We start from the raw sequence: 18,523 nt of genomic DNA, 5'->3' as shown, positions 1-18,523 counted from the left end.
CGGGCCGGCTTCCGCCTGCTTGGCGTTCTTGGAGACGCTGTTGAACTTGGGGATCGCGATCGCGGCCAGAATGCCGATGATGACCACCACGATCATCAGTTCGATCAGCGTGAAGCCCTTGTTGTTGCGAAGGTTGCGCATTGGTGCTGCTCCGGTGGAAAAGTTGTGCGGGGTGTTTCAGCACGCCGTGTGCTGCTCACGGCCCGCTCTCAGGCAACGGGTGGGCCAGATTGCCGCACACGATGCAAACCATTGTTAAAAGCGAACTTAGGCGATCCCGGACACCCCGCGTGCCCGGCGTTCTGCATGACGATTTGCATGGATGCTGGCAAATCGCAGCACCGCGCGGAACGGGAGGGGGGTGGCACGTCCGCGCCGCGGAATATGCGCGCCGGGGGCCGCGCGGGCCAGGGTCTTCCCCGCCCGCCCTGCGGAATGCAGAATGTCGGCTCCACCCACCTCCGCCCGCCGCAGCGTCGCATGCCCCCCTCTCCCGCCCCCACCCCCGGCTTCACCTACTCCGGCGACGAGCTGGACGCGCTGGCCGGGGCACACAACTACTACGGGTGGATCACGCAGCGGTTCGCGCCCTGGCTGGGCAGCCGCATCGTGGAGGCGGGCGCGGGGATCGGCACCTTTGCCGGGCACCTGCGCGCCGCCGCGCCCCACGCCCGGCTTACGCTGGTAGAGCCGGCGCAGAACAACTGGCCGCACCTGCGGGCCCGCTTTGCCGCGGACCCCGGCGTGCGCACCCTGCGCGGCTACCTGGCGGACGCGGGCGGCCCGGCCAGCGCTGACACCGTGGTGGCGGTGAACGTAATGGAGCACGTGCGCGACGACGCCGGCTTTCTGCGCGACGCCCACCGCCTGCTCGAAGGTGGAGGCCACGCGCTCCTCTTTGTCCCCGCGCTTCCCGCCATCTACGGCACGCTGGATGAGGCGTTCGAGCACGTGCGCCGCTACACGCGCCCGGAGCTGCAGGCGCGGCTGCGTGAGGCGGGCTTCAGCATCGTCTCCGCGCGCTACACCAACTTTCCCGGCATCCTCGCATGGTGGCTCAGCGGCCGGGTGCTGCGCCGCCGCACGGTGAGCGCCGCGGACGCGCGGCTGTACGACCGCTGGATGATCCCGTGGATCTCGCGGCTGGAGCGGGTGTGGAACCCGCCGGCGGGGCAGAGCCTGATCGCCATCGCACGAAAGGATGCCGCCGCATGACGGCCCGTGAAGCAGAAACCCGGCTTTCCGTCGTGATGCCGGTGTACAACGAGGCCGCCACGCTGCGCCACGCCACCGCCCGGCTGCGCGCGGTGGGGCTGCCCATGGAGGTCATCTGCGTGGACGACGGCTCCACGGACGGCAGCCGCGACGTTCTGCGCGCCCTGCTGGCCGAGGGCGTCATCCACCGGCTGATCGAGCAGCCCCGCAACGGCGGCAAGGGCCTCGCGGTGCGCGCGGGGATCGCCGCGGCCACGGGCGACGTCATCGTCATTCAGGACGCGGACCTGGAGTATGACCCGTTCGAGCTGCCGCGGCTGCTGGAGCCCATCCAGGACGGGCGGGCGGACGCGGTGTTCGGGTCGCGCTTTGCGGGCGGGCCGCACCGGGTGCTCTACTTCTGGCACCGTCTGGGAAACGGCGTGCTCACGCTCCTGTCGAACATGATGACGGACCTGAACCTGACCGACATGGAAACGTGCTACAAGATGGCGCGTGCGGATCTGATGAAGAGCCTTCCCCTGCGCACCCGCCGCTTCGGGATCGAGCCGGAGCTGACGGCGCGGCTGGCCCAGGCGCGCGCGCGCATCTACGAAGTCCCCATCTCGTATGCGGGCCGCACGTACGACGAGGGAAAGAAGATCGGGTGGAGGGACGGCGTCGCGGCGATCTGGCACATCATCCGCGCGAACGTGTTCGGGCCGGCGGTGCCGCGCTACGTGCCGCCCGCCTCCGCGCTTCCGCACTGGGCGCCCGCCCCCCCTCTGCCCGCTCCGGACGCCACCGCGCGGAGGTCCTGAGCGCCGCGCAGCACGAGCACGCCCCCGCGGCCTCCAGGGCCGCGGGGGCGTGCTTCATTCCGTTCCGTCCCACTCCACAAAGAAGTCGCGGTTCTCGTGCAGCCGCATGCGCACCAGCCGCGCGCCCTCCATCCGCGCCGCCACGCGGGGCCAGATCCATTGCAGGATGTTCTCCGTCGTGGGGATCAGGCCGCCGGGAGCGAACTCCGGGACCACGTGGTTCAGGTGCTGGTGGTCCAGCGGCGCCGTCACCTCTTCCGCAAGCACGCGGTCCAGCATCCCCAGATCCACCGAGAACCCCGTCTGGGCGTCGACGGGGGCTTCCAGCACTACTTCCAGCAGGTAGTCGTGCCCGTGGCCGTGCGGGTTGCTGCAGGGGCCGAACGTGGCACGGTTGCGCTCCTCCGTCCACTCGGGGCGGTGGTAGCGGTGCGCGGCGCTGAAGCGCACCCTGCGCGTAAGCTGCATGCGGGCCATGGCATCCGGCGGATGGAAGGAGAAACGCGTCGTGCCCGCGAATCTCGAGCACACGCCCGCCCCGCGCAATCCGCCCCGCCCGTTCCGCGCACCCCGCGGCGAAGCCCGGGCCCCCTCCTCCCCCGCCCGCCCTCCCGCAATCCCCCTATTCCCTATTCCCTATTCCCTATTCCCTATTCCCTGGCAGTTCCCCGAATCCCGTCCCGAAACGTTCCGGGCGCAGCACCACCCCCTCGCCCGGAACCCTGCACCGACCCGGCATGCGACTTGCCTGTTGCACGTTCGGAAAAGTTTTGAATACATCCGCACTTCCGGCCTCGGGTCCCGCACCTCCCCGCGACATGTCCACGTCCTCGCTCGTCCGTCCCGAGACGCACAGCTACGCATCCGTGACTCCGGATCGCGGGCGCCAGACCTCCGTGCCCCGGATCTCACCCGTGCAGCCTTCCGACGCGGCAGAGGCGGAAAACCGGCCCGTGGTGCTGGTCGCCGAGGATCACGAGGACAGCCGGGACGCCATGCGCACGCTGCTGGACGCGTTCGGCTACCGCGTGGTTGAGGCGGTAAACGGAAGGCAGGCCGTGGAGCGCGCCCTGGCCGAGCGCCCGGACCTGATCCTGATGGACATGATGATGCCGCTGATGGACGGGCTTCAGGCCACGCGCGAGATTCGCGCGGCGCCGTCGCTGGCGGGCGTGCCCGTGATCGCGCTCACGGCCATGGAAGGCGCCCGCGACCGCGTGATGGCCGCCGGCTGCGACGACCTGGTCACCAAGCCCATTGACGTGCGCTCGTTTCTGGGGCGCGTCCGCGGCTGGATCGAGGCGCGCAAGCAGGCCAGCTGAACCGGCGCACCCTCTCCGCACTCCGCATCCGTGCCGTTCCGTGGTTTCAGGGACGGCACTTTCATTCGGTACGCCGCGCGCGCCGGCTGTAGCGCGACGGGCCTCGAACATGCTACATACATTCGATGCAGAACGGGACTGAACGAACGCACAGGGGCGACATGCACTGCCAATGCCGGACGGACGAGCGCAGCCTGGTGATTCTGGCACCCGGGCTGGACCGGTACCCGGAGTTCGAGCTGATGGCCGAGCGCGACGACTGGACCGTGCATCCCGCCCTGGGCGCCATTCGCGTGGAGGTGGGCTCCGCGTCGCGCTGGTCCGGCATTGCGCAGGTTGCCAACTTTCTGCGCACGGTGCTGGACGCGGGCCGCTTCGGCGCGCTGCGGGCGGCGTGGGTGCGCGCCGGCGCGCCGCTGGAGGAGCAGCTCGTCACCCTGCTGCACTGCGGGCCACTGGCCGAGATGGTGTCGGTGGACAGCTCGCCCCTGCCGGCCATGATGCGCGACAACCGCATCGAGTCGTGGTTTCAGCCCATCTTCTGGGCGGGCACGCTGGAGCTGTGGGGCTACGAGTGCCTGATGCGCGGCCGCGCGGAAGATGGCGCGCTGGTGCCGCCGGTGACGCTTCTGGAGTGGGCCAGGCAGGAGCACCTCACCTTCATGCTGGACCGGCACACGCGCGAGCTGCACCTGGGCAATGCGGGGCGCAAGGGCATTCCATCCGACTGCCACCTGCTCGTCAACTTTCTGCCCACGGCCATCTACAAGCCGGAGTTCTGCCTGCGCACCACGGTACGCGCCGCGGCGCTCGCCGGGCTGGACCCGGACCACGTGGTGTTTGAGATGGTGGAAACGGAGCAGGTGGACCGCGAGCACCTGCGCAACCTGCTGGCGTACTATCGCGCCACGGGCTTCAAGGTCGCGCTGGACGACGTGGGGAGCGGATATTCGGGGCTGGCCATGATGGCGGACCTGAACCCGGACCTCATCAAGATCGACCGGGAACTGGTGAGCCGGTCGGTGGATTCGCCGTTCCACCGCGAGGTGTGCGCGTCGCTCGTAAAGCTGGGGCAGGACAACGGGCAGATGGTGCTGGCGGAGGGCGTGGAGCGCGAGGAGGAGTGGCGCGTGATGTCAGGGCTGGGGGTGAACCTGCTGCAGGGATACCTGTTCGGCCGCCCGCAGCCCGAGCTGGTGACGCACTCGCTGGTGCAGCCCTCCCTGCAGCCCGCCCTCGCCACCCCGGCCTGAGCGCCGCCTGCGCTCGGTTCGCGAAAAGCAACGGCCTGACCGGCGGAATGCCCGGTCAGGCCGTTTCAGTTCAGATCGCGGCACGACCGGGGCAGAGCCGCGCACGGGCCGGCACGGTGAAGCGGGCGGAGCACGCATCCCTCAGGATGCCGGCGTTTTCCGCTGCATGGGGTCGAGCGCCGATTCGACCCTGCCCCCAAACCGGGCAAGGATGATCCGTTTGGCGGTTTCGTGATCCACAACGCGCCCCTCCGCAATCTGTTGCTCGGCAATCCGGATGTCCTCCAGAACCGCGCTGCGCTCGTCGCGCTGATCAGGTTGCTGCTTCATCGACTCCAGCTCCTCTCCGGGTTGATCCCTTCCCGCGGATCAGGATAACGACGGCGGGCAACCCTGACAAACAGAACGGCCTCCGCGCACCGTGCGCGGAAGCCGTCCATCATCCCGTCAGGCGGCGAGTTACGCGTCCCAGCGCCGGACGGCGAGGGAAACGTTGTGGCCGCCGAAGCCGGCGGAGTTGCTGAGCGCCAGGCGCACCGGCCGCTCCGTGACCCCGTCGGTCCCGTAGTTCAGGTCGCACTCCGGGTCCGGCTCGCTGTAGTTGATGGTGGGCGGGATCTTTCCCTCCCGGCACACCAGCGCGCTGAACACGCCCTCGATGGCCCCCGCCGCGCCCAGCAGGTGCCCCGTCATGCTTTTGGTGCTGCCTACGATGATGCCGCGCGCGTGATCGCCCAGCACGAGCTTGATGGCGCCCGTCTCGTTGCTGTCGTTCAGCGGCGTGCTGGTGCCGTGCGCGTTCACGTAGTCCACGTCGGACGGCTGCGCGCCGGCCTCGCGCAGCGCCATCCGCATCGCCCGCGCCAGCCCCTCGTGGTTCTCCGGCTGCCCGGTGATGTGGTACGCGTCGCCGGTAAGGCCGTATCCGACGACCTCGGCCAGAATGGTGGCGCCGCGGGCGCGGGCGTGCTCCAGTTCCTCCAGCACCACCATCCCCGCGCCCTCGCCCAGCACGAAGCCGTCGCGGGTGCGGTCGAACGGGCGGCTCGCCGTCTCCGGCGAGTCGTTGCGCGTGGACAGCGCCGTCATGTTGGCGAAGCCGGCCATGGCCGTGGGGCAGATGGCCGCCTCGGCGCCGCCCGCCAGCATGAGGTCCGCGTCGCCGGCCTTGATGTGCCGGAACGCGTTGCCGATGGCGTGCGCGCCGCTGGCGCAGGCGCTCACGGTGCAGTAGTTGGGGCCCTTGAGCCCGTACCGGATGCTCACCAGCCCCGCCGCGATGTCGCTGATGAACATGGGGACAAAGAAGGGCGACACGCGCCCCGGTCCCTTGTCCAGCAGGCGGCCGTGCTGCTCCTCGAAGGTGTGAATGCCGCCGATGCCGCTGGCGACGATCACCCCGAACGCCTCGGGATCAATGGAGCCCAGCCCCTCGTCCAGCCCCGCCTCGCGCATGGCCTGCACGGACGCGGCGATGGCCAGCTGGCTGTAGCGGTCGGTGCGCTTGACCTCCTTGCGGTCGATGTACAGCCCGGGGTCGAACCCCTTGACCTCGGCCGCGAAGCGCACGGGGTACTCGGATGCGTCGAACTGCGTAATGGGACCGGTACCGCTACGCCCGCCGAGCAGGGCCGCCCAGGATTCCTGGACGTCCAGCCCGACGGGCGTTACGAGGCCGGTCCCGGTAATCACGACTCGGCGATTCATCAGCCGCTCCGGGAAATCGGGACGTGTGACCGAACCGTCCACGGGGGACGGCCTATGAAGGTTCCAGCGGGGGCGAGCCGTGCGGCTCAGCCCTGGTTGCTCGAGATGTAGCTGATGGCGTCGCCCACCGTGCGCAGCTTCTCGGCCTCTTCGTCCGGAATCTCCATCCCGAACTCTTCCTCGAAGGCCATCACCAGCTCCACGGTGTCCAGCGAGTCCGCGCCAAGGTCCTCCACGAACGAGGCCTCCGGGGTCACCTTCTCGGCGTCCACGCCCAGCTCGTTGATGATGATTTCCTTGACCTTCGCCTCGATGTCCGCCATTTCCCGTCTCCTGTTTGGTTTTAGCGTGCGGACCCCGGCCGTGCTCGCCGGCGGGGTTCCCTGCCCTGTTGTGTGGCCCGTCCTGCCTACATCACCATCCCGCCATCCACCACCAGCACCTGCCCGGTGATGTACGCCGCACCCGGCCCGGCAAGGAAACGCACCGCCGGGGCGATGTCTTCCGGCCGGCCCAGCCGTCCCAGCGCGATTCCGCCCATCAGCGCGCCGCGGGCGGCCTCGGGCAGGTCGCTCGTCATGTCCGTCTCAATGTACCCCGGGGCGACCGCGTTGACCAGAACTCCCCGCCCGGCGAGTTCCTTGGCCACGCTCTTGGTCATCCCGATAAGCCCCGCCTTGCTGGCCGCGTAGTTGGCCTGCCCGGCGTTGCCGGTAATGCCCACCACGCTGGTGATGTTCACGATGCGTCCGGCGCGCCGCTTCATCATCCCGCGGCTGGCAGCGCGCATGAGGTTGAAGGCGCCGCGCAGGTTGGTGTCCAGCACGGCGTCCCAGTCCTCGTCCTTGATGCGCATGAGGACGTTGTCGCGCGTGACGCCGGCGTTGTTCACCAGCACGTCCAGCGAGCCCAGGTCGCCCTCCACCGTCTTGACCAGCTCGGTGCAGGCGGCGGGGTCCGCCACGTCGCAGGCGTAGCCCCGGTGCCCTTCGCCCGGCAGTTCGGCCGCGGCCGCCTGCGCCCGCGCGCCGTCGCGCGCCACCACCGCCACCCTGGCCCCCGCCGACGCCAGCTCCCGCGCAATGGCGAGGCCGATGCCGCGGGAGCCGCCCGTCACCAGCGCGACCTGGCCCGAAAGCTCCACGGAAGTCACCCGGAAAGAAAGTGCCCAGTGCTCAGTACCCAGTGCCCAACAACAGAAAGTACTCAGTGCCAAGTGCCCAGTACCCAACGGCCGCCCGGCGCTCGTGCCCGCCCGCTCCCCTGGGCACCGGGCACGTGAACCTGGGCACTGCTTTTATCCGTTCAGGTACTCGGCGACCGCATCCGCCGTGCCCAGCGCCACGCCCCGGCCGTTGGCGGCGGCGTCGATGCGCTTGAGCATCCCCACTAGCACCTTGCCGGAACCCACCTCCAGAAACCGCTCCGCGCCCATCTGCAGCATGGTGCGCACGGACTGGGTCCACCGCACCGGGGACGTGAGCTGCTCTACCAGCAGCCGCTGCGCCTCAGCGCCGTCCGTCACCGGCGAAGCCGTCACGTTGCTCACCACGGGGAACGCGGGGTTCCCAAAGGCCGCGCCCTCCAGCTGCGCGCGCAGCCCGTTTTCCGCCACCGCCATGAGCGGGGAATGGAAGGCGCCCGACACGTTCAGCGGCTGCACCTTCTTGGCGCCCGCCGAAACCAGCATGGGACCCACCCGCTCCACCGCCGACACGTCGCCGCTCACCACCACCTGGCCGGGCGAGTTGAAGTTGGCGGGCACCACGACGGATCCCTCGGCCGACGCCTCGCGGCACACGCCTTCCACCACGTCGTCGTCCAGCCCCAGCACGGCGGCCATGGTCCCCGGGCGCGCGGTTCCGCTTTCCAGCATCAGCTCGCCGCGGCGGCGCACGGTGCGCACCGCGTCGGCAAAGGCCAGCGAGCCGGCGGCGTGGTACGCGCTGAACTCGCCCAGCGAGTGCCCGCCCGCGGCCACCACGTCGATGTCGGCCGCCCTGAGCACGGCCCAGACGGCGGCGCTGTGGACGAGGAGCGCGGGCTGCGCGTTCACCGTCAGCGTCAGCTCGTCGGCGGGGCCTTCCCACATCAGCTTCGACAGCGCGAAGCCCAGGGCGTCGTCCGCTTCCTGAAACAGGGCGCGGGCCTCGGGAAAGCGCTCCGCCAGGTCCTGCCCCATCCCCACCGTCTGCGATCCCTGCCCGGGAAAGAGCAGGGCGATCCGCTCGCCGTTCATCAGAGGCGCACCACGTTGGAGGCCCACGTAAAGCCCGCGCCGAACGCCACCATCAGCACCAGCGAACCCGGCCCGCAGCGCCCCTGCTCGATCGCCTCGTCCAGCGCGACGGGAATGGAGGCCGACGACATGTTGCCGTACCGGTCCACGTTCACGAAGACCTTGTCCATCGACATCTTCGCGTACTTGGCGGTGGATTCGATGATGCGCACGTTGGCCTGGTGCGGAACCATGAGGTCGATCTGGTCCGCCGTCACCCCGGCGCGCTGCATGGCCGTCTCGGCCGCCTCGCACATGGCGCGCACGGCGGACTTGAAGACCTCGGGCCCGGCCATCTTCACGTAGTGGCTGCGCTCGTCCAGCACCGAGATGTCCAGCGGAAAGCGGGCCCCGCCGCCGGGACGGTACAGCAGGTCCGCCAGGGTGCCGTCGCTCTTCATGTACGTGCTCAGAATGCCGCGCTCGTCGTCCGCCCTGCGCACCACGGCCGCGCCGGCGCCGTCGCCGAACAGCACGCAGGTGGTGCGGTCCGTCCAGTCCACGATGGACGACATCTTTTCCGTGGCGCACACCAGCACCGTCTCGGCCTGGCCGGAGGCGATGTGCGCCTCCGCCATGGACAGGCCGTAGAGAAAGCCGGAGCAGGCCGTGGCGTAGTCGTACGCGGCGGCGTTGCGGGCACCCAGCAGCGCCTGCACGTCGCACGCGGTGGACGGAAGCAGGCGGTCGGGGGTGGCGGTGGACAGCAGCAGCATGTCCACGTCCATGGCGGTGATGCCGGCGCGCTCCATGGCCACCCGGGCGGCGCCCGCGGCCATGTCGGCGGCGCCGGTCTCCTTGTCGGCGATGCGGCGCTCGCGAATGCCGGTGCGCGAGCGGATCCACTCGTCGTTGGTTTCGACGAGGGTTTCCATCTCGGCGTTGGTCACCACGCGCGGCGGCGAGAACCGGCCGGTGCTCACCAGGCGCGCGCGCGGGGCGTTGGATGGAATCATGAGTCCTGCGGGGGAGGGGCGTCCGCGGTCAGGGCCATGAGCGCCTTCATGTGCGGCACCATTTCGCGCTGCACCGACTGCGCGGCCACGTCGATGGCGTTGCGGATGGCCAGGGGCGGAGAGCCGCCGTGGCAGATGATGACGACGCCGTTCACGCCCAGCAGCGGCGCGCCGCCGATGCCCGCGTAGTCCAGCGAGCGGAACACGCGCTCCAGGTCCAGCTGCGCGCCCGTTTCCGTGAGCTCGCGGCGCAGCATGCCGGTGATGAGGCCGGCGACGGACTCGTAGAACTTGAGCATCACATTGCCCACGAACCCGTCGGCCACCAGCACGTCGCACTTGCCGCTCACGATCTCGCGGCCCTCGACGTTGCCGATGAAGTTGAGGTTGGGGAGCCGCGCCAGCATCTGGTGCGCCTCCAGCACCACCTCGTTCCCCTTCTCGGGCTCGGTGCCGATGTTCAGCAGCCCCACCCGCGGGTTCTGCACGCCCCACATGTCGGCCGCGTACACGCTGCCGAGCTGGGCGAACTGAACCAGCTGATGGGGCTTGCAGTCCACGTTGGCGCCCACGTCCAGCGCCAGGCACTTGCCGGTGGCGGTGGGGATGCGGGCGCCCACCGGGGGGCGGTCCACGCCGGGGATTGCGCGCAGAATGACGAGCGACGCCGCCATGACCGCGCCCGTGCTGCCGGCGCTGATGAAGGCGTCCACTTCGCCCGCCTGCAGCATGCGCACCCCGACCACGATGGAGGAGTCGCGCTTGCGGCGGATGGCCGTGGCGGGCGACTCGCCCATCTCGATGACTTCGGAGGCGTGCGCGATCTCCAGCCGGTCGCGCGGCGCGTCGGGAAAACGCGCCAGCTCGGCTTCAATGCGCTCCGTATCGCCGACCAGGACGACGCGAACGTCGTCGGACCGGTCAAGCAAAGCTCCGACCGCGCCCTCGACCTCAACGGCCGGGGCACGATCGGAGCCCATCGCGTCCAGCGCGATCCGCATGATGAATGGTCTGGGGTTGACGGGTTCGCTTAGAACTCGTCGACCTCGACCCGCTGCTCCTTGCGGTAGTACCCGCAGTTGGCGCAGATGCGATGCGGAATGTGCGGGTCGCCGCACTGCGGGCACGCGTTGAAGGAAGGCATGGAAGCCTTCACGTGCGTGCGGCGCTTGCGCTGGCGCTGCTTGGACTGGCGACGCTTCGGTACGGCCATGGGAGCCCCCTGCTCTGCGTATCTAGGTTGGTCAGTCGAACTTGACGTTTTTCAAGGCGCCCCAGGGGCTCTCGGCCTGCTCGGGTACGCACTCGCACTCCCCCGTGTTGAGGTCGGTGCCGCACTGCGGACACAGTCCGCGGCACTCCTCGCTGCACAGGGCAAACTCCGGCGCCCGCAGAAGAAGCTGCTCCCTGACCGCTTCGGCCAGGTCCAGCTCGTCCCCGCGGGCCGGCAGAGGGTAGACTTCGCCCTCCGCTTCTTCGTCTTCTTCCGTCAGCGGCTCGAAGAAGAAGTCTACTTCTTCGTCCAGCACGTTGTCGACGGACGTGAGGCAGCGCCGGCAGGCAAGCCGCACGGTGGTGCGGAGCCGGCCGCGCACGAACACGCCCTCGCCTACGGAGCGGGCGGCAAGCTCCACGTCCAGCGGGGCGGCCAGGTCTACCCCGGCGCCCTGCCACATCGGATCGTCCGGGGCGATCTGCTCCCGAAGCTGCACTTCTCCGCGGTCCAGTGCCGCGAGGCTGACTTTCAACATAAACCGGAAAAGTATGCGGAAACCCGCGTCCTGTCAACCAAACGCGCCGCACGGGAGGCCGGGCGCTCCGGACGGGCCGTTCGCGGGGTTCCGGCGTTGTGCTGCCGGGAGCTCGCGCGCGCCGGTCAAGCAAGGGGTGCGCCGGGAACGGGTCAGCACCCGTCCCGCCGCGGGCACCCCGGTACACCGGGTCCGCGGTTCTGCTCCCGTGCGGACCTTCGCTCTCCGCGTGGCCGAGGGTCAGGCAACCGCGTCTCTCACGGAGGTCACGGAGGTTGCATGGAGGTCACGGAAGAACTGAGAACGGCACTCTCCAACAGAGGCACAGAGACACGGAGACACACCCCGCGGAGGAGGGCCGGGCTGGCTCGCCGTGGGGTTCCGATCCCGGTTCAGCGCCGCCGGTCATCCTTGTCGTCGTGGATGAACAGCGACAGGAACCACGAGGCGATGCTGATGATGAGCGAGCCGAGTACGGCGGACCTGAAGTCCAGCACGTGGAAGCCGTAGCCCAGCTGCCCCGCGATGAAGCTGGTGAGGTACAGCATGGCCGCGTTGATCACCAGCAGCGCCAGCCCCAGCGTGAGCGCGATGATGCCGCACGCCAGCATCTTTACGATGGGGCGCACGATGGCGTTCACCAGGCCCAGGATGACCGCGACCACGAACAGCGTGGTGATGCGGCCGTCGTAGTCCAGCCCCGGCAGGAGGTGGATGGCCAGCCCCACCGCGGCGGCGGAGGCGATCCAGCGGAGGATAAGCTTCATGAGGGAAGTGCGTGAGTGCGTGAGTGCGGGAACCGCGGTGCCCAGGGCCCAGTGCCCGGTGCTCAGAACAAAAGTACGAGAGTACGAGAGTACGAGAGTACGAAAGTACGAAAGTACGAAAGTACGAAAGTGCACTACGGCGTCGCGCGCGGCGGGATTCGGCGCGGGCGGACAATGTGGGGAGGCGCCGGGGAAAAGGGAACCAGGGCCGTTGGCCGCGGTTGCGTGAGGGATGCGGGCCCGAAGGGGCGAGACACCGGCGCGCGGCGCACCATGGTCCGCCGGCGGCGCCGGGGCCCGGGCGCGCCGGTGGCTCGCCGCCGTTGGCAACAGCTGTATCGTTGCCTACGGCGCCCGCAGCCCGGCCCGGAGCGCAGCGGAGGGACACGCCCACAACCATCCCCGCACTCTCATCCACCACGCGCAACGGCTGTCAATACGTCCCGGAATCCGTTATATTTACGGCTGCACCACGCACAACAACCGCAAGGAGCAACGCCCGTGGACGGGAACGTAGAAACGCTGGTGATCGTGGGCTCGGGACCGGCGGCGTGGACCGCGGCCATCTACGCGGCGCGCGCCAACCTGAACCCGCTGGTGATCGAGGGCGAACCCTCCCGCGACATGATCCCCGGCGGCCAGCTCATGTACACCGGCGACGTGGAAAACTTTCCCGGCTTTCCCGAAGGGATCGGCGGGCAGGAACTCCCCATGCGCATGAAGGAGCAGGCGGAGCGCTTCGGCACGCGGACGCTGCAGGAGAACGTCGCCTCGGTGGACCTGCAGGCGTACCCGTTCGTCCTCACCCCCACGTACAGCGATCCGGTGCGGGCCCGCGCCGTCATCATCGCCACCGGGGCGCGCGCCAACTGGCTGGGGCTGCCCAACGAGCTTCGCCTTTCGCAGACCGGCGGCGGCGTGTCGGCCTGCGCAGTGTGCGACGGCGCGCTTCCGGCGTTCCGCGGCAAGACGCTCGCGGTGGTCGGCGGCGGCGACACGGCCATGGAAGAGGCCGGCTACCTGACCAAGTACGCGGGCGAAGTCGTCCTGATCCACCGGCGCGACAGCTTTCGCGCCAGCAAGATCATGGCGGAGCGCACCCTGGCCAACCCCAAGATCCGCGTGGAGTGGAACACCAAGGTGACGGAGGTCATCGGCGACGACTTCATCACCGCGCTGCGGCTGGAAGACACCCGCACCGGCGAGCAGCGGGTTATGGAGGTGGGCGGGCTGTTCGTGGCCATCGGGCACACGCCCAACACCGCGTTCCTGCAGGGGCACATTGACCTCACGGAGCACGGCTACGTGCAGTGCCCCGTGCCCTGGCGCACCATCACCAGCGTCCCCGGCGTGTTTGCGGCCGGCGACGTGATGGACGACTACTACCGCCAGGCCATCACCGCCTCCGGCACCGGGTGCATGGCCGCGCTGGAAGCCGAACGCTGGCTGGCGCACCACGAGCACATCGGCCAGGTGCCGGTGATGGAAACGGGCGAATCGTCCGTGGCCCACGGCGAGGAACTGGTCAGCCACGGCGGCTGATCCCACCGTCGCCCATCCCCGGCAGCCGAAGAGGCCGCGAGCATTCCGCTCGCGGCCTCTCCTCGTTTTCGCGGACGACCCGCCGCTACGACCCGCTGAACTCGATCCGCTGCGGCGGGACGAGCGGGGCGTCGCTCCGGGGCTGGGTCAGCTCCGCGGGCAGGCGCCGCCACTGCTCCGCGTTCAGCACGGCGCGCGCGGCCTCCATCCCCGCGTCCATCGCCTGCTGCGCCTCGCGCCCCAGCGCGGTGATGCGCTCCTGCGCGGCGGCGCGCTGGGCGAGCGGCGCGGACAGTAGCGCCACCAGGGTGTCGCGCGCGGGGCCCAGGCGCGCCTCCACCTGCGCCGCGGCGTCCAGCATGCGCTGCGCCTGCTCCGGCGTGAGCTGCAGGCCGCGCGGGCCGTTGAGCGCCAGCACCTGCGCGGGGACGTTCGGCAGGCGGGTGGCCAGCGCGGGGCGCAGCACCTGCGGCGTGTTGTTGTTCTGCCGCGTTCCGGCGATGGCCCCCGCGAGCGGCTGAAACGCCGGGTCCGGCCCCAGCGCGATGCGGCCCTGAAAGGTGAGCGAAAACGGAATGCGCCCGGCGCCGCGCGTTCCCGCCACGCGGCCGAAGCCGGGGTTCACCTCGTAGCGGTACGCCCCGGCGGCGGGATCCCAGCTCCGCGTGTACAGCAGGGTGCGGTCGGGGAGCGGAACCTGCCCCCAGCCGCGCAGCCCGTCCGCGCCGTGCAGCAGGTAGTCCAGCCCGGCGGTGAGGTTGGAGGCGATGATGGTGCCGCGGAAACGCCGCGGCGTGGTGGACGCCTTTGGCCGGAAGTTGAAGCGCAGGTCCAGCGAGGGCGACCACGGCGTGCGGCAGCTGTTGCGCCCCGCCACCCGCCCCATCTGCCGCCGCAGGCACGCCGCCGCGGAGCCGGGCGCCTGGCGCAGAAGCCGCTCCATCCCCGCCGCCACCTCCGCCGGCGCCGAGCGCCGGTCAAAGACGAACGCCCGGTCGTTGAACACGCCGTCGCCGTTCACGTCGCCGTCCACCATGGGCGAGAACGGAAAGCCGGAGGCCACCCGCGCCACCATCCCCACGTCCAGCAGCCTGGACACCCGCCGCGTCATCACCGCCTGCAGCACGTGCCGCTGCTCCACGTCCGCCGGGGCGCGCTCGCGGCGGAGCGGATCACCCGCCGTGGTGGCCGTGGCGCCCCCGGGCGCGGAGATCCCCGTCGCCACGTCCGTGCTGCGCGTCCACGTGTAGTTGAGGGTGAGCGCCGAGCTGCGGGCGATGAGCGTGTGCCCCTCCAGCTTGAGCTGCCCCGTCCACGAGCTTCCGTTCGCGCTCACCTCCCGCACCACGCCGAGGTCCGCGAGCCGCCGCGAGGCCGCCGGGTCCGCCGCGCCCCCGAACGGGTGGATGCGCGACGGCGCGGCGTAGAGCGGGCGCCCGCCCTCCCCCGCCAGCGCGCCGGCTGCGGGGCCCAGGTTCAGGTCGCGGGCCAGCGGCTGCCCCAGCCCGCGCGCCACCGTTCCCTCCACCGTGAGAAAGTAGCGGTCCCGGATGGTGGACTCCGCCCCCAGGGTGCCGTTCCACACCCGCGGCGCACCGAAGCCGGGCGCAAACAGCGTCGCGGCGGGAAGGCGCGACGAAACCCCGCCCGCGCCGTCCGCGCACGCGGCGGGGACCGAGCCCGGGTCCGCGGCGTAGGTGGCCCACGCCGGCCGCGGGGCCGCGTCGCCCAGGCACACCAGCGAGCGCGCGGCGGCGCCGGTTTCCCCCAGCGCGGCGGCCAGCGGGCGGAGCGGAAGCTTGCCGCGGAACTGGCCGACGCCGCCCCGCACCGTGGCCAGCACCGCGCCGCGCTTCGGCATCCGCCAGGTGAACCCCGCCCGCGGGCTGACGCGCGTTTCCGCCGGGATGCGCGCGCCGCCCCCGCCAAACCCGCTCGCGACGGACGGCGTGACGCCCGGGGCGTCCGGGTACCACGCCCGCTCCAGCCGCGCGCCGTAGGTGAGCGAAAACGCCGGCTGCGGGCGCCAGGTGTCGCCCAGCCACGCCGCCGCGTACCGCGCGTCCACCTCGCGCGCGGGGCCGCCCAGCGCGCGGGCGAAGCGCGACGGCACCCCCGCCTCCAGCTCCGCGAGGGAGTTGAAGAAAAAGGTGCCGCGCTCGTTCGCGTCGCCCGACTGCCCCGCGGACTCTTCCTGGTACAGCAGGCCGGCCTTGACCTGGTGCGTGCCGCTGGCGGGCGCGAACACGGCCTCGTCGCTGATTTCCCGCAGCGCGTTCCGCGTCCGCGAGGCCAGGAACGGGTTGCCGCCGAACTGCAGCGTCGCCACGCCCCGCCCGTCGTCCTCGTCCAGGTCCGAGACCACGCGCACCCGCCCGGCCGGCCCGGCGTACCCCGGCTCGGTGGTGCGCGAGCCCCCCGCGGCGTAGGCGCGCAGCACGTGCGTCCAGTCGCCCCACGCGGACGCGAGCTGCACCAGCGCGCCCGCGTCGCGGCTGCGCTGCTCCCCCGCGCTCCCCGCGAGGGCGAACTCGGAGCCGCCCAGGCCGGTGGAACGGGTGCCGCGCCAGTCCAGGCGCGCCATGAGGTCATGCGTCCCCGGCAGGCGCCAGTCCAGCCGCAGCACCCCCGACCCTGCGTCCGCGCCGGAGCCGCGCGCCCGCGCCGCGGGGAGCCCCAGCCCCGCGGCGATGCGCCCGAAGCGCCGCGCGGAATCCGGGCTCACCTCCAGGCGGCGCAGCCCGTCCGCGTCCGCCGTGTCCAGCAGGGCGAAGTCCCCCGCGCGCGACGTGGCCTGCAGCGCGCCGTAGGCGAACAGGCGCCCGCGGACGAGCGGCCCCCCGCCCCCCGCGTCCACCCGCGCCCACCGGTTTTCGCGCCCGGCGCCCGCGCCCGGCAGGTCGCCGAAGCGCAGGGGCGCGCCCCGCGCGGACCCGCCCACCGCCCCGCCCCACCGCGGGCCGCCCGCGCGCGTGGTCGCGGCGACCTGCCCGCCGGAGTACTGCCCGCGCGCCACGTCAAAGCTGCTGGACACCACCCGCGTGCCCCCGACCGCCTCCGTGGGCAGGCTGGAGGACCCGTAGCTCGCGCCGTCCAGCGTGGTTCCCGTTTGCGAGGCGGGCTGCCCGGCGATGGAGATCCCCGTCCCCTCTTCCGCGCCGGGGACCGCCAGCACCCCAGCGTTGAGCGCGGCGACGTCGGCCAGTTCGCCCCCTTCCACCGGGAACAGCTCGGAGGAGGTGGGGAGCGTGTTGGAGGTGCGCTCCCCGCCCGTGGCGCGCGGGCGGGCTTCCGACGGGCGCGTGGCGCGCGCGGTGACCGGCGCCAGGCGCACCACGCGCTGCTCCAGCGCGACCTCCAGTGGCGCCACGCGGCCCCCCGCGGCGGAAACGACCACGGTGCGCGACTGCATCCCCGGCGCCTCGACGGACACCGCCCACCGCGCCGAACCGGCCGGCAGCACGAGGCGAAAGCGCCCCGCCGCGTCCGTCCGCGCCCCGGCGGGGCGCCCGTCGTCGCCCGTGGCCCGCACGACGGCGCCGGCGACGGGACGCCCGCCGGGGCCGGTTACCGTTCCCGTGAGCACCGGGCCCGCCTGCGCCCGCGCGGGGGGCGCGAACGCACCCGCCAGGAGAGCCAGCAGCGCCAGCCATCTCCAGACGAGGAACGAGCGGCGCACGGAGACGGGCGGAACGGGCCGGACGGTGCGAAGCGGAAAGCGAGGCATCGCGCAGAGCACGGGACGCGGCGGAGCGGGGCGTGATAGGGGGATCGGGGACCGACCGCAAACAAACCAGGGCGGCCGTTTTTCGCAAGAGCGGCGCGCGGGTTCCACGAGCCTCGTCATCCCTCTTGACGCCATCTAATCACCATTTTATCCTGCTTCCGCCGTCGGCCGGCGGGCACCCCTGCAGTTCCCTTTCGTTCACCAGATCCCTGGAGGATCCCATGAAGCGGATGTGGACTACCCTGGTTGCAGCACTCGTTCTGGCGGGCAGCGTGGCGGTGACCCCGGCGCACGCGGCAACGGCCGCGAACAACGCCGTGAAGGTGATGGCCGCGATGCGCTACTCGATCATCGACGTGATCCTGATCTCCGACGAGGTCTGCGGCCCGGACGCGGTGGGCTGGTCGGCGAGCAACTTCACGGACGACGGCTGGGATCTGACCTGCTACTACTGATGCACCGCGCCCGGATCCGGCCCCCGCCGGGTCCGGGCGTACGCGCGGGGCTTTCCGCGGCGGATGCGCTCCGCCGCGGGAACCCGCCCGCGGCACCGGGGGTACGCGCGACCGACCAAAGGTGACGGCAGAGGATCAGCTCCCGCCCCGGCGCGGGCCGTCCGCCGCGCCGCCCGTCCCCCGGACCGGACACACCCCGTATCCGTCCATCCCTGCGCGCATGCCGCCGGAGCGGACGACGGAGGGGCCCGCCCTTTTCATCCCTTCCCGCAGAGGCTTTGCCGATGTACTACCGAACCAGTGTCGCCGCGGCGGTCCTCCTTGCAGCCGCCCTGATTCCCCGCGATGCGCGCGCCCAGCAGATTCCGGCGGGCGTGAGGGTCACCGGGAGCGAAGTGGTGATGAGCAGGCGGCCCGGACCGGCCATCGGCATCTCGTACACGGGCAACCCCGTGCGGGGCGAAGACGGGCAGATGCGCTTTGCCGATTATCCGGTGATCACCGGCGTGGATGCCAACTCGTCCGCCGGCCGCGCGGGGTTCCGCGCCGGCGATGTGATCCTGCGGGTGAACGGCAAGGATGCCCGCGAGCGCGGCCTGTTCGGGCAGCGCACGCCGGGCGCGCGCTACAGCGTCCTGGTGCGCCGCGGCACGGAAGAGCGCGAGATCAACTTCGTGTTCCAGCCCTCCGAGGACGCGCCCCGCAATCGGTAGCGGCGCGTTCCCCGGCGGATCCATGGCAGAGGGGCGG

The 18,523-nt window shown here is 71.2% G+C and carries 20 protein-coding genes; 7 read left to right on the top strand and 13 right to left on the bottom strand.

Translation table 11 applies throughout. The features are described 5' to 3' along the window. A partial coding sequence (locus VF665_RS25890) for a prepilin-type N-terminal cleavage/methylation domain-containing protein (protein ID WP_349263114.1) occupies positions 1–141 on the bottom strand: 141 nt, incomplete at its 3' end. A gap of 339 nt (positions 142–480) precedes the next feature. Between VF665_RS25890 and VF665_RS08725 the strand changes: the two genes are divergently transcribed. Both VF665_RS08725 and VF665_RS08720 read left to right on the top strand, forming a co-directional pair. After that, positions 481–1,215, top strand: a complete 735-nt coding sequence (locus tag VF665_RS08725; RefSeq protein WP_331053029.1) for a class I SAM-dependent methyltransferase — start codon at positions 481–483, stop codon at positions 1,213–1,215. Further along, positions 1,212–2,015, top strand: a complete 804-nt coding sequence (locus tag VF665_RS08720) for a glycosyltransferase family 2 protein (protein WP_331053028.1) — start codon at positions 1,212–1,214, stop codon at positions 2,013–2,015. The genes VF665_RS08725 and VF665_RS08720 overlap by 4 nt, the downstream gene beginning before the upstream one ends. Positions 2,016–2,069: 54 nt before the next feature. On the opposite strand, the gene VF665_RS08715 is transcribed toward VF665_RS08720, so the two are convergent. Continuing rightward, positions 2,070–2,492, bottom strand: coding sequence for a 6-pyruvoyl trahydropterin synthase family protein (locus tag VF665_RS08715; RefSeq protein WP_331053027.1), 423 nt, complete (start codon positions 2,490–2,492; stop codon positions 2,070–2,072). Positions 2,493–2,929: 437 nt separating this feature from the next. Between VF665_RS08715 and VF665_RS08710 the strand changes: the two genes are divergently transcribed. Continuing rightward, complete coding sequence (locus VF665_RS08710; RefSeq protein WP_331053026.1) at positions 2,930–3,337, top strand: response regulator; 408 nt, start codon at positions 2,930–2,932, stop codon at positions 3,335–3,337. Between the two features lie 161 nt (positions 3,338–3,498). After that, on the top strand, positions 3,499–4,590 hold the full coding sequence (locus VF665_RS08705) for an EAL domain-containing protein (protein ID WP_331053025.1): 1,092 nt from the start codon (positions 3,499–3,501) through the stop codon (positions 4,588–4,590). Between the two features lie 141 nt (positions 4,591–4,731). On the opposite strand, the gene VF665_RS08700 is transcribed toward VF665_RS08705, so the two are convergent. From VF665_RS08700 to VF665_RS08655, 10 genes are all read right to left on the bottom strand, one after another. Then, entirely contained in the window at positions 4,732–4,920 is a 189-nt protein-coding gene (locus tag VF665_RS08700) for a hypothetical protein (protein ID WP_331053024.1), read from the bottom strand. Positions 4,921–5,049: 129 nt separating this feature from the next. Further along, entirely contained in the window at positions 5,050–6,297 is a 1,248-nt protein-coding gene (gene fabF, locus VF665_RS08695) for a beta-ketoacyl-ACP synthase II (RefSeq protein WP_331053023.1), read from the bottom strand. A gap of 86 nt (positions 6,298–6,383) precedes the next feature. Continuing rightward, a complete protein-coding gene (locus tag VF665_RS08690; RefSeq protein WP_170039397.1) occupies positions 6,384–6,620 on the bottom strand; it encodes an acyl carrier protein in 237 nt (78 codons plus the stop codon). Between the two features lie 86 nt (positions 6,621–6,706). Further along, on the bottom strand, positions 6,707–7,450 hold the full coding sequence (gene fabG / locus VF665_RS08685; RefSeq protein WP_414678420.1) for a 3-oxoacyl-[acyl-carrier-protein] reductase: 744 nt from the start codon (positions 7,448–7,450) through the stop codon (positions 6,707–6,709). Between the two features lie 144 nt (positions 7,451–7,594). After that, positions 7,595–8,536 (bottom strand): ACP S-malonyltransferase, encoded by a 942-nt coding sequence (gene fabD, locus VF665_RS08680; protein WP_331053021.1) that lies wholly within the window; start codon positions 8,534–8,536, stop codon positions 7,595–7,597. Next, on the bottom strand, positions 8,536–9,531 hold the full coding sequence (locus VF665_RS08675; protein ID WP_331053020.1) for a beta-ketoacyl-ACP synthase III: 996 nt from the start codon (positions 9,529–9,531) through the stop codon (positions 8,536–8,538). Before VF665_RS08675 ends, fabD begins: the two co-directional genes overlap by 1 nt. Then, positions 9,528–10,532, bottom strand: a complete 1,005-nt coding sequence (gene plsX / locus VF665_RS08670; protein WP_331053019.1) for a phosphate acyltransferase PlsX — start codon at positions 10,530–10,532, stop codon at positions 9,528–9,530. Before plsX ends, VF665_RS08675 begins: the two co-directional genes overlap by 4 nt. Before the next feature lie 29 nt (positions 10,533–10,561). Continuing rightward, positions 10,562–10,744, bottom strand: a complete 183-nt coding sequence (rpmF, locus tag VF665_RS08665) for a 50S ribosomal protein L32 (RefSeq protein WP_331053018.1) — start codon at positions 10,742–10,744, stop codon at positions 10,562–10,564. Between the two features lie 31 nt (positions 10,745–10,775). Then, complete coding sequence (locus VF665_RS08660; RefSeq protein ID WP_331053017.1) at positions 10,776–11,279, bottom strand: DUF177 domain-containing protein; 504 nt, start codon at positions 11,277–11,279, stop codon at positions 10,776–10,778. 395 nt (positions 11,280–11,674) lie between these two features. Then, on the bottom strand, positions 11,675–12,049 hold the full coding sequence (locus VF665_RS08655; RefSeq protein WP_331053016.1) for a phage holin family protein: 375 nt from the start codon (positions 12,047–12,049) through the stop codon (positions 11,675–11,677). A gap of 501 nt (positions 12,050–12,550) precedes the next feature. On the opposite strand from VF665_RS08655, the gene trxB reads away from it, so the two are divergent. Beyond that, positions 12,551–13,591, top strand: coding sequence for a thioredoxin-disulfide reductase (trxB, locus tag VF665_RS08650; RefSeq protein ID WP_331053015.1), 1,041 nt, complete (start codon positions 12,551–12,553; stop codon positions 13,589–13,591). Positions 13,592–13,676: 85 nt separating this feature from the next. On the opposite strand, the gene VF665_RS08645 is transcribed toward trxB, so the two are convergent. Continuing rightward, the gene (locus VF665_RS08645) at positions 13,677–17,318 is read right to left on the bottom strand and encodes a carboxypeptidase regulatory-like domain-containing protein (protein ID WP_331053014.1); all 3,642 of its coding nucleotides are present in this window, start codon (positions 17,316–17,318) and stop codon (positions 13,677–13,679) included. Between the two features lie 221 nt (positions 17,319–17,539). On the opposite strand from VF665_RS08645, the gene VF665_RS08640 reads away from it, so the two are divergent. Continuing rightward, the gene (locus tag VF665_RS08640; RefSeq protein WP_331053013.1) at positions 17,540–17,773 is read left to right on the top strand and encodes a hypothetical protein; all 234 of its coding nucleotides are present in this window, start codon (positions 17,540–17,542) and stop codon (positions 17,771–17,773) included. 284 nt (positions 17,774–18,057) lie between these two features. Then, positions 18,058–18,486 carry a PDZ domain-containing protein gene (locus VF665_RS08635; RefSeq protein ID WP_331053012.1) on the top strand — a complete coding sequence of 143 codons (429 nt, stop codon included), beginning with the start codon at positions 18,058–18,060 and terminating at the stop codon, positions 18,484–18,486. Positions 18,487–18,523 lie beyond the last annotated feature (37 nt).

This window comes from Longimicrobium sp. (assembly GCF_036387355.1).
Classification (GTDB): domain Bacteria; phylum Gemmatimonadota; class Gemmatimonadetes; order Longimicrobiales; family Longimicrobiaceae; genus Longimicrobium.
The sequence above is the reverse complement of the archived record's forward strand: the minus strand, read 5'-3'. Positions and strand labels throughout refer to the sequence as shown.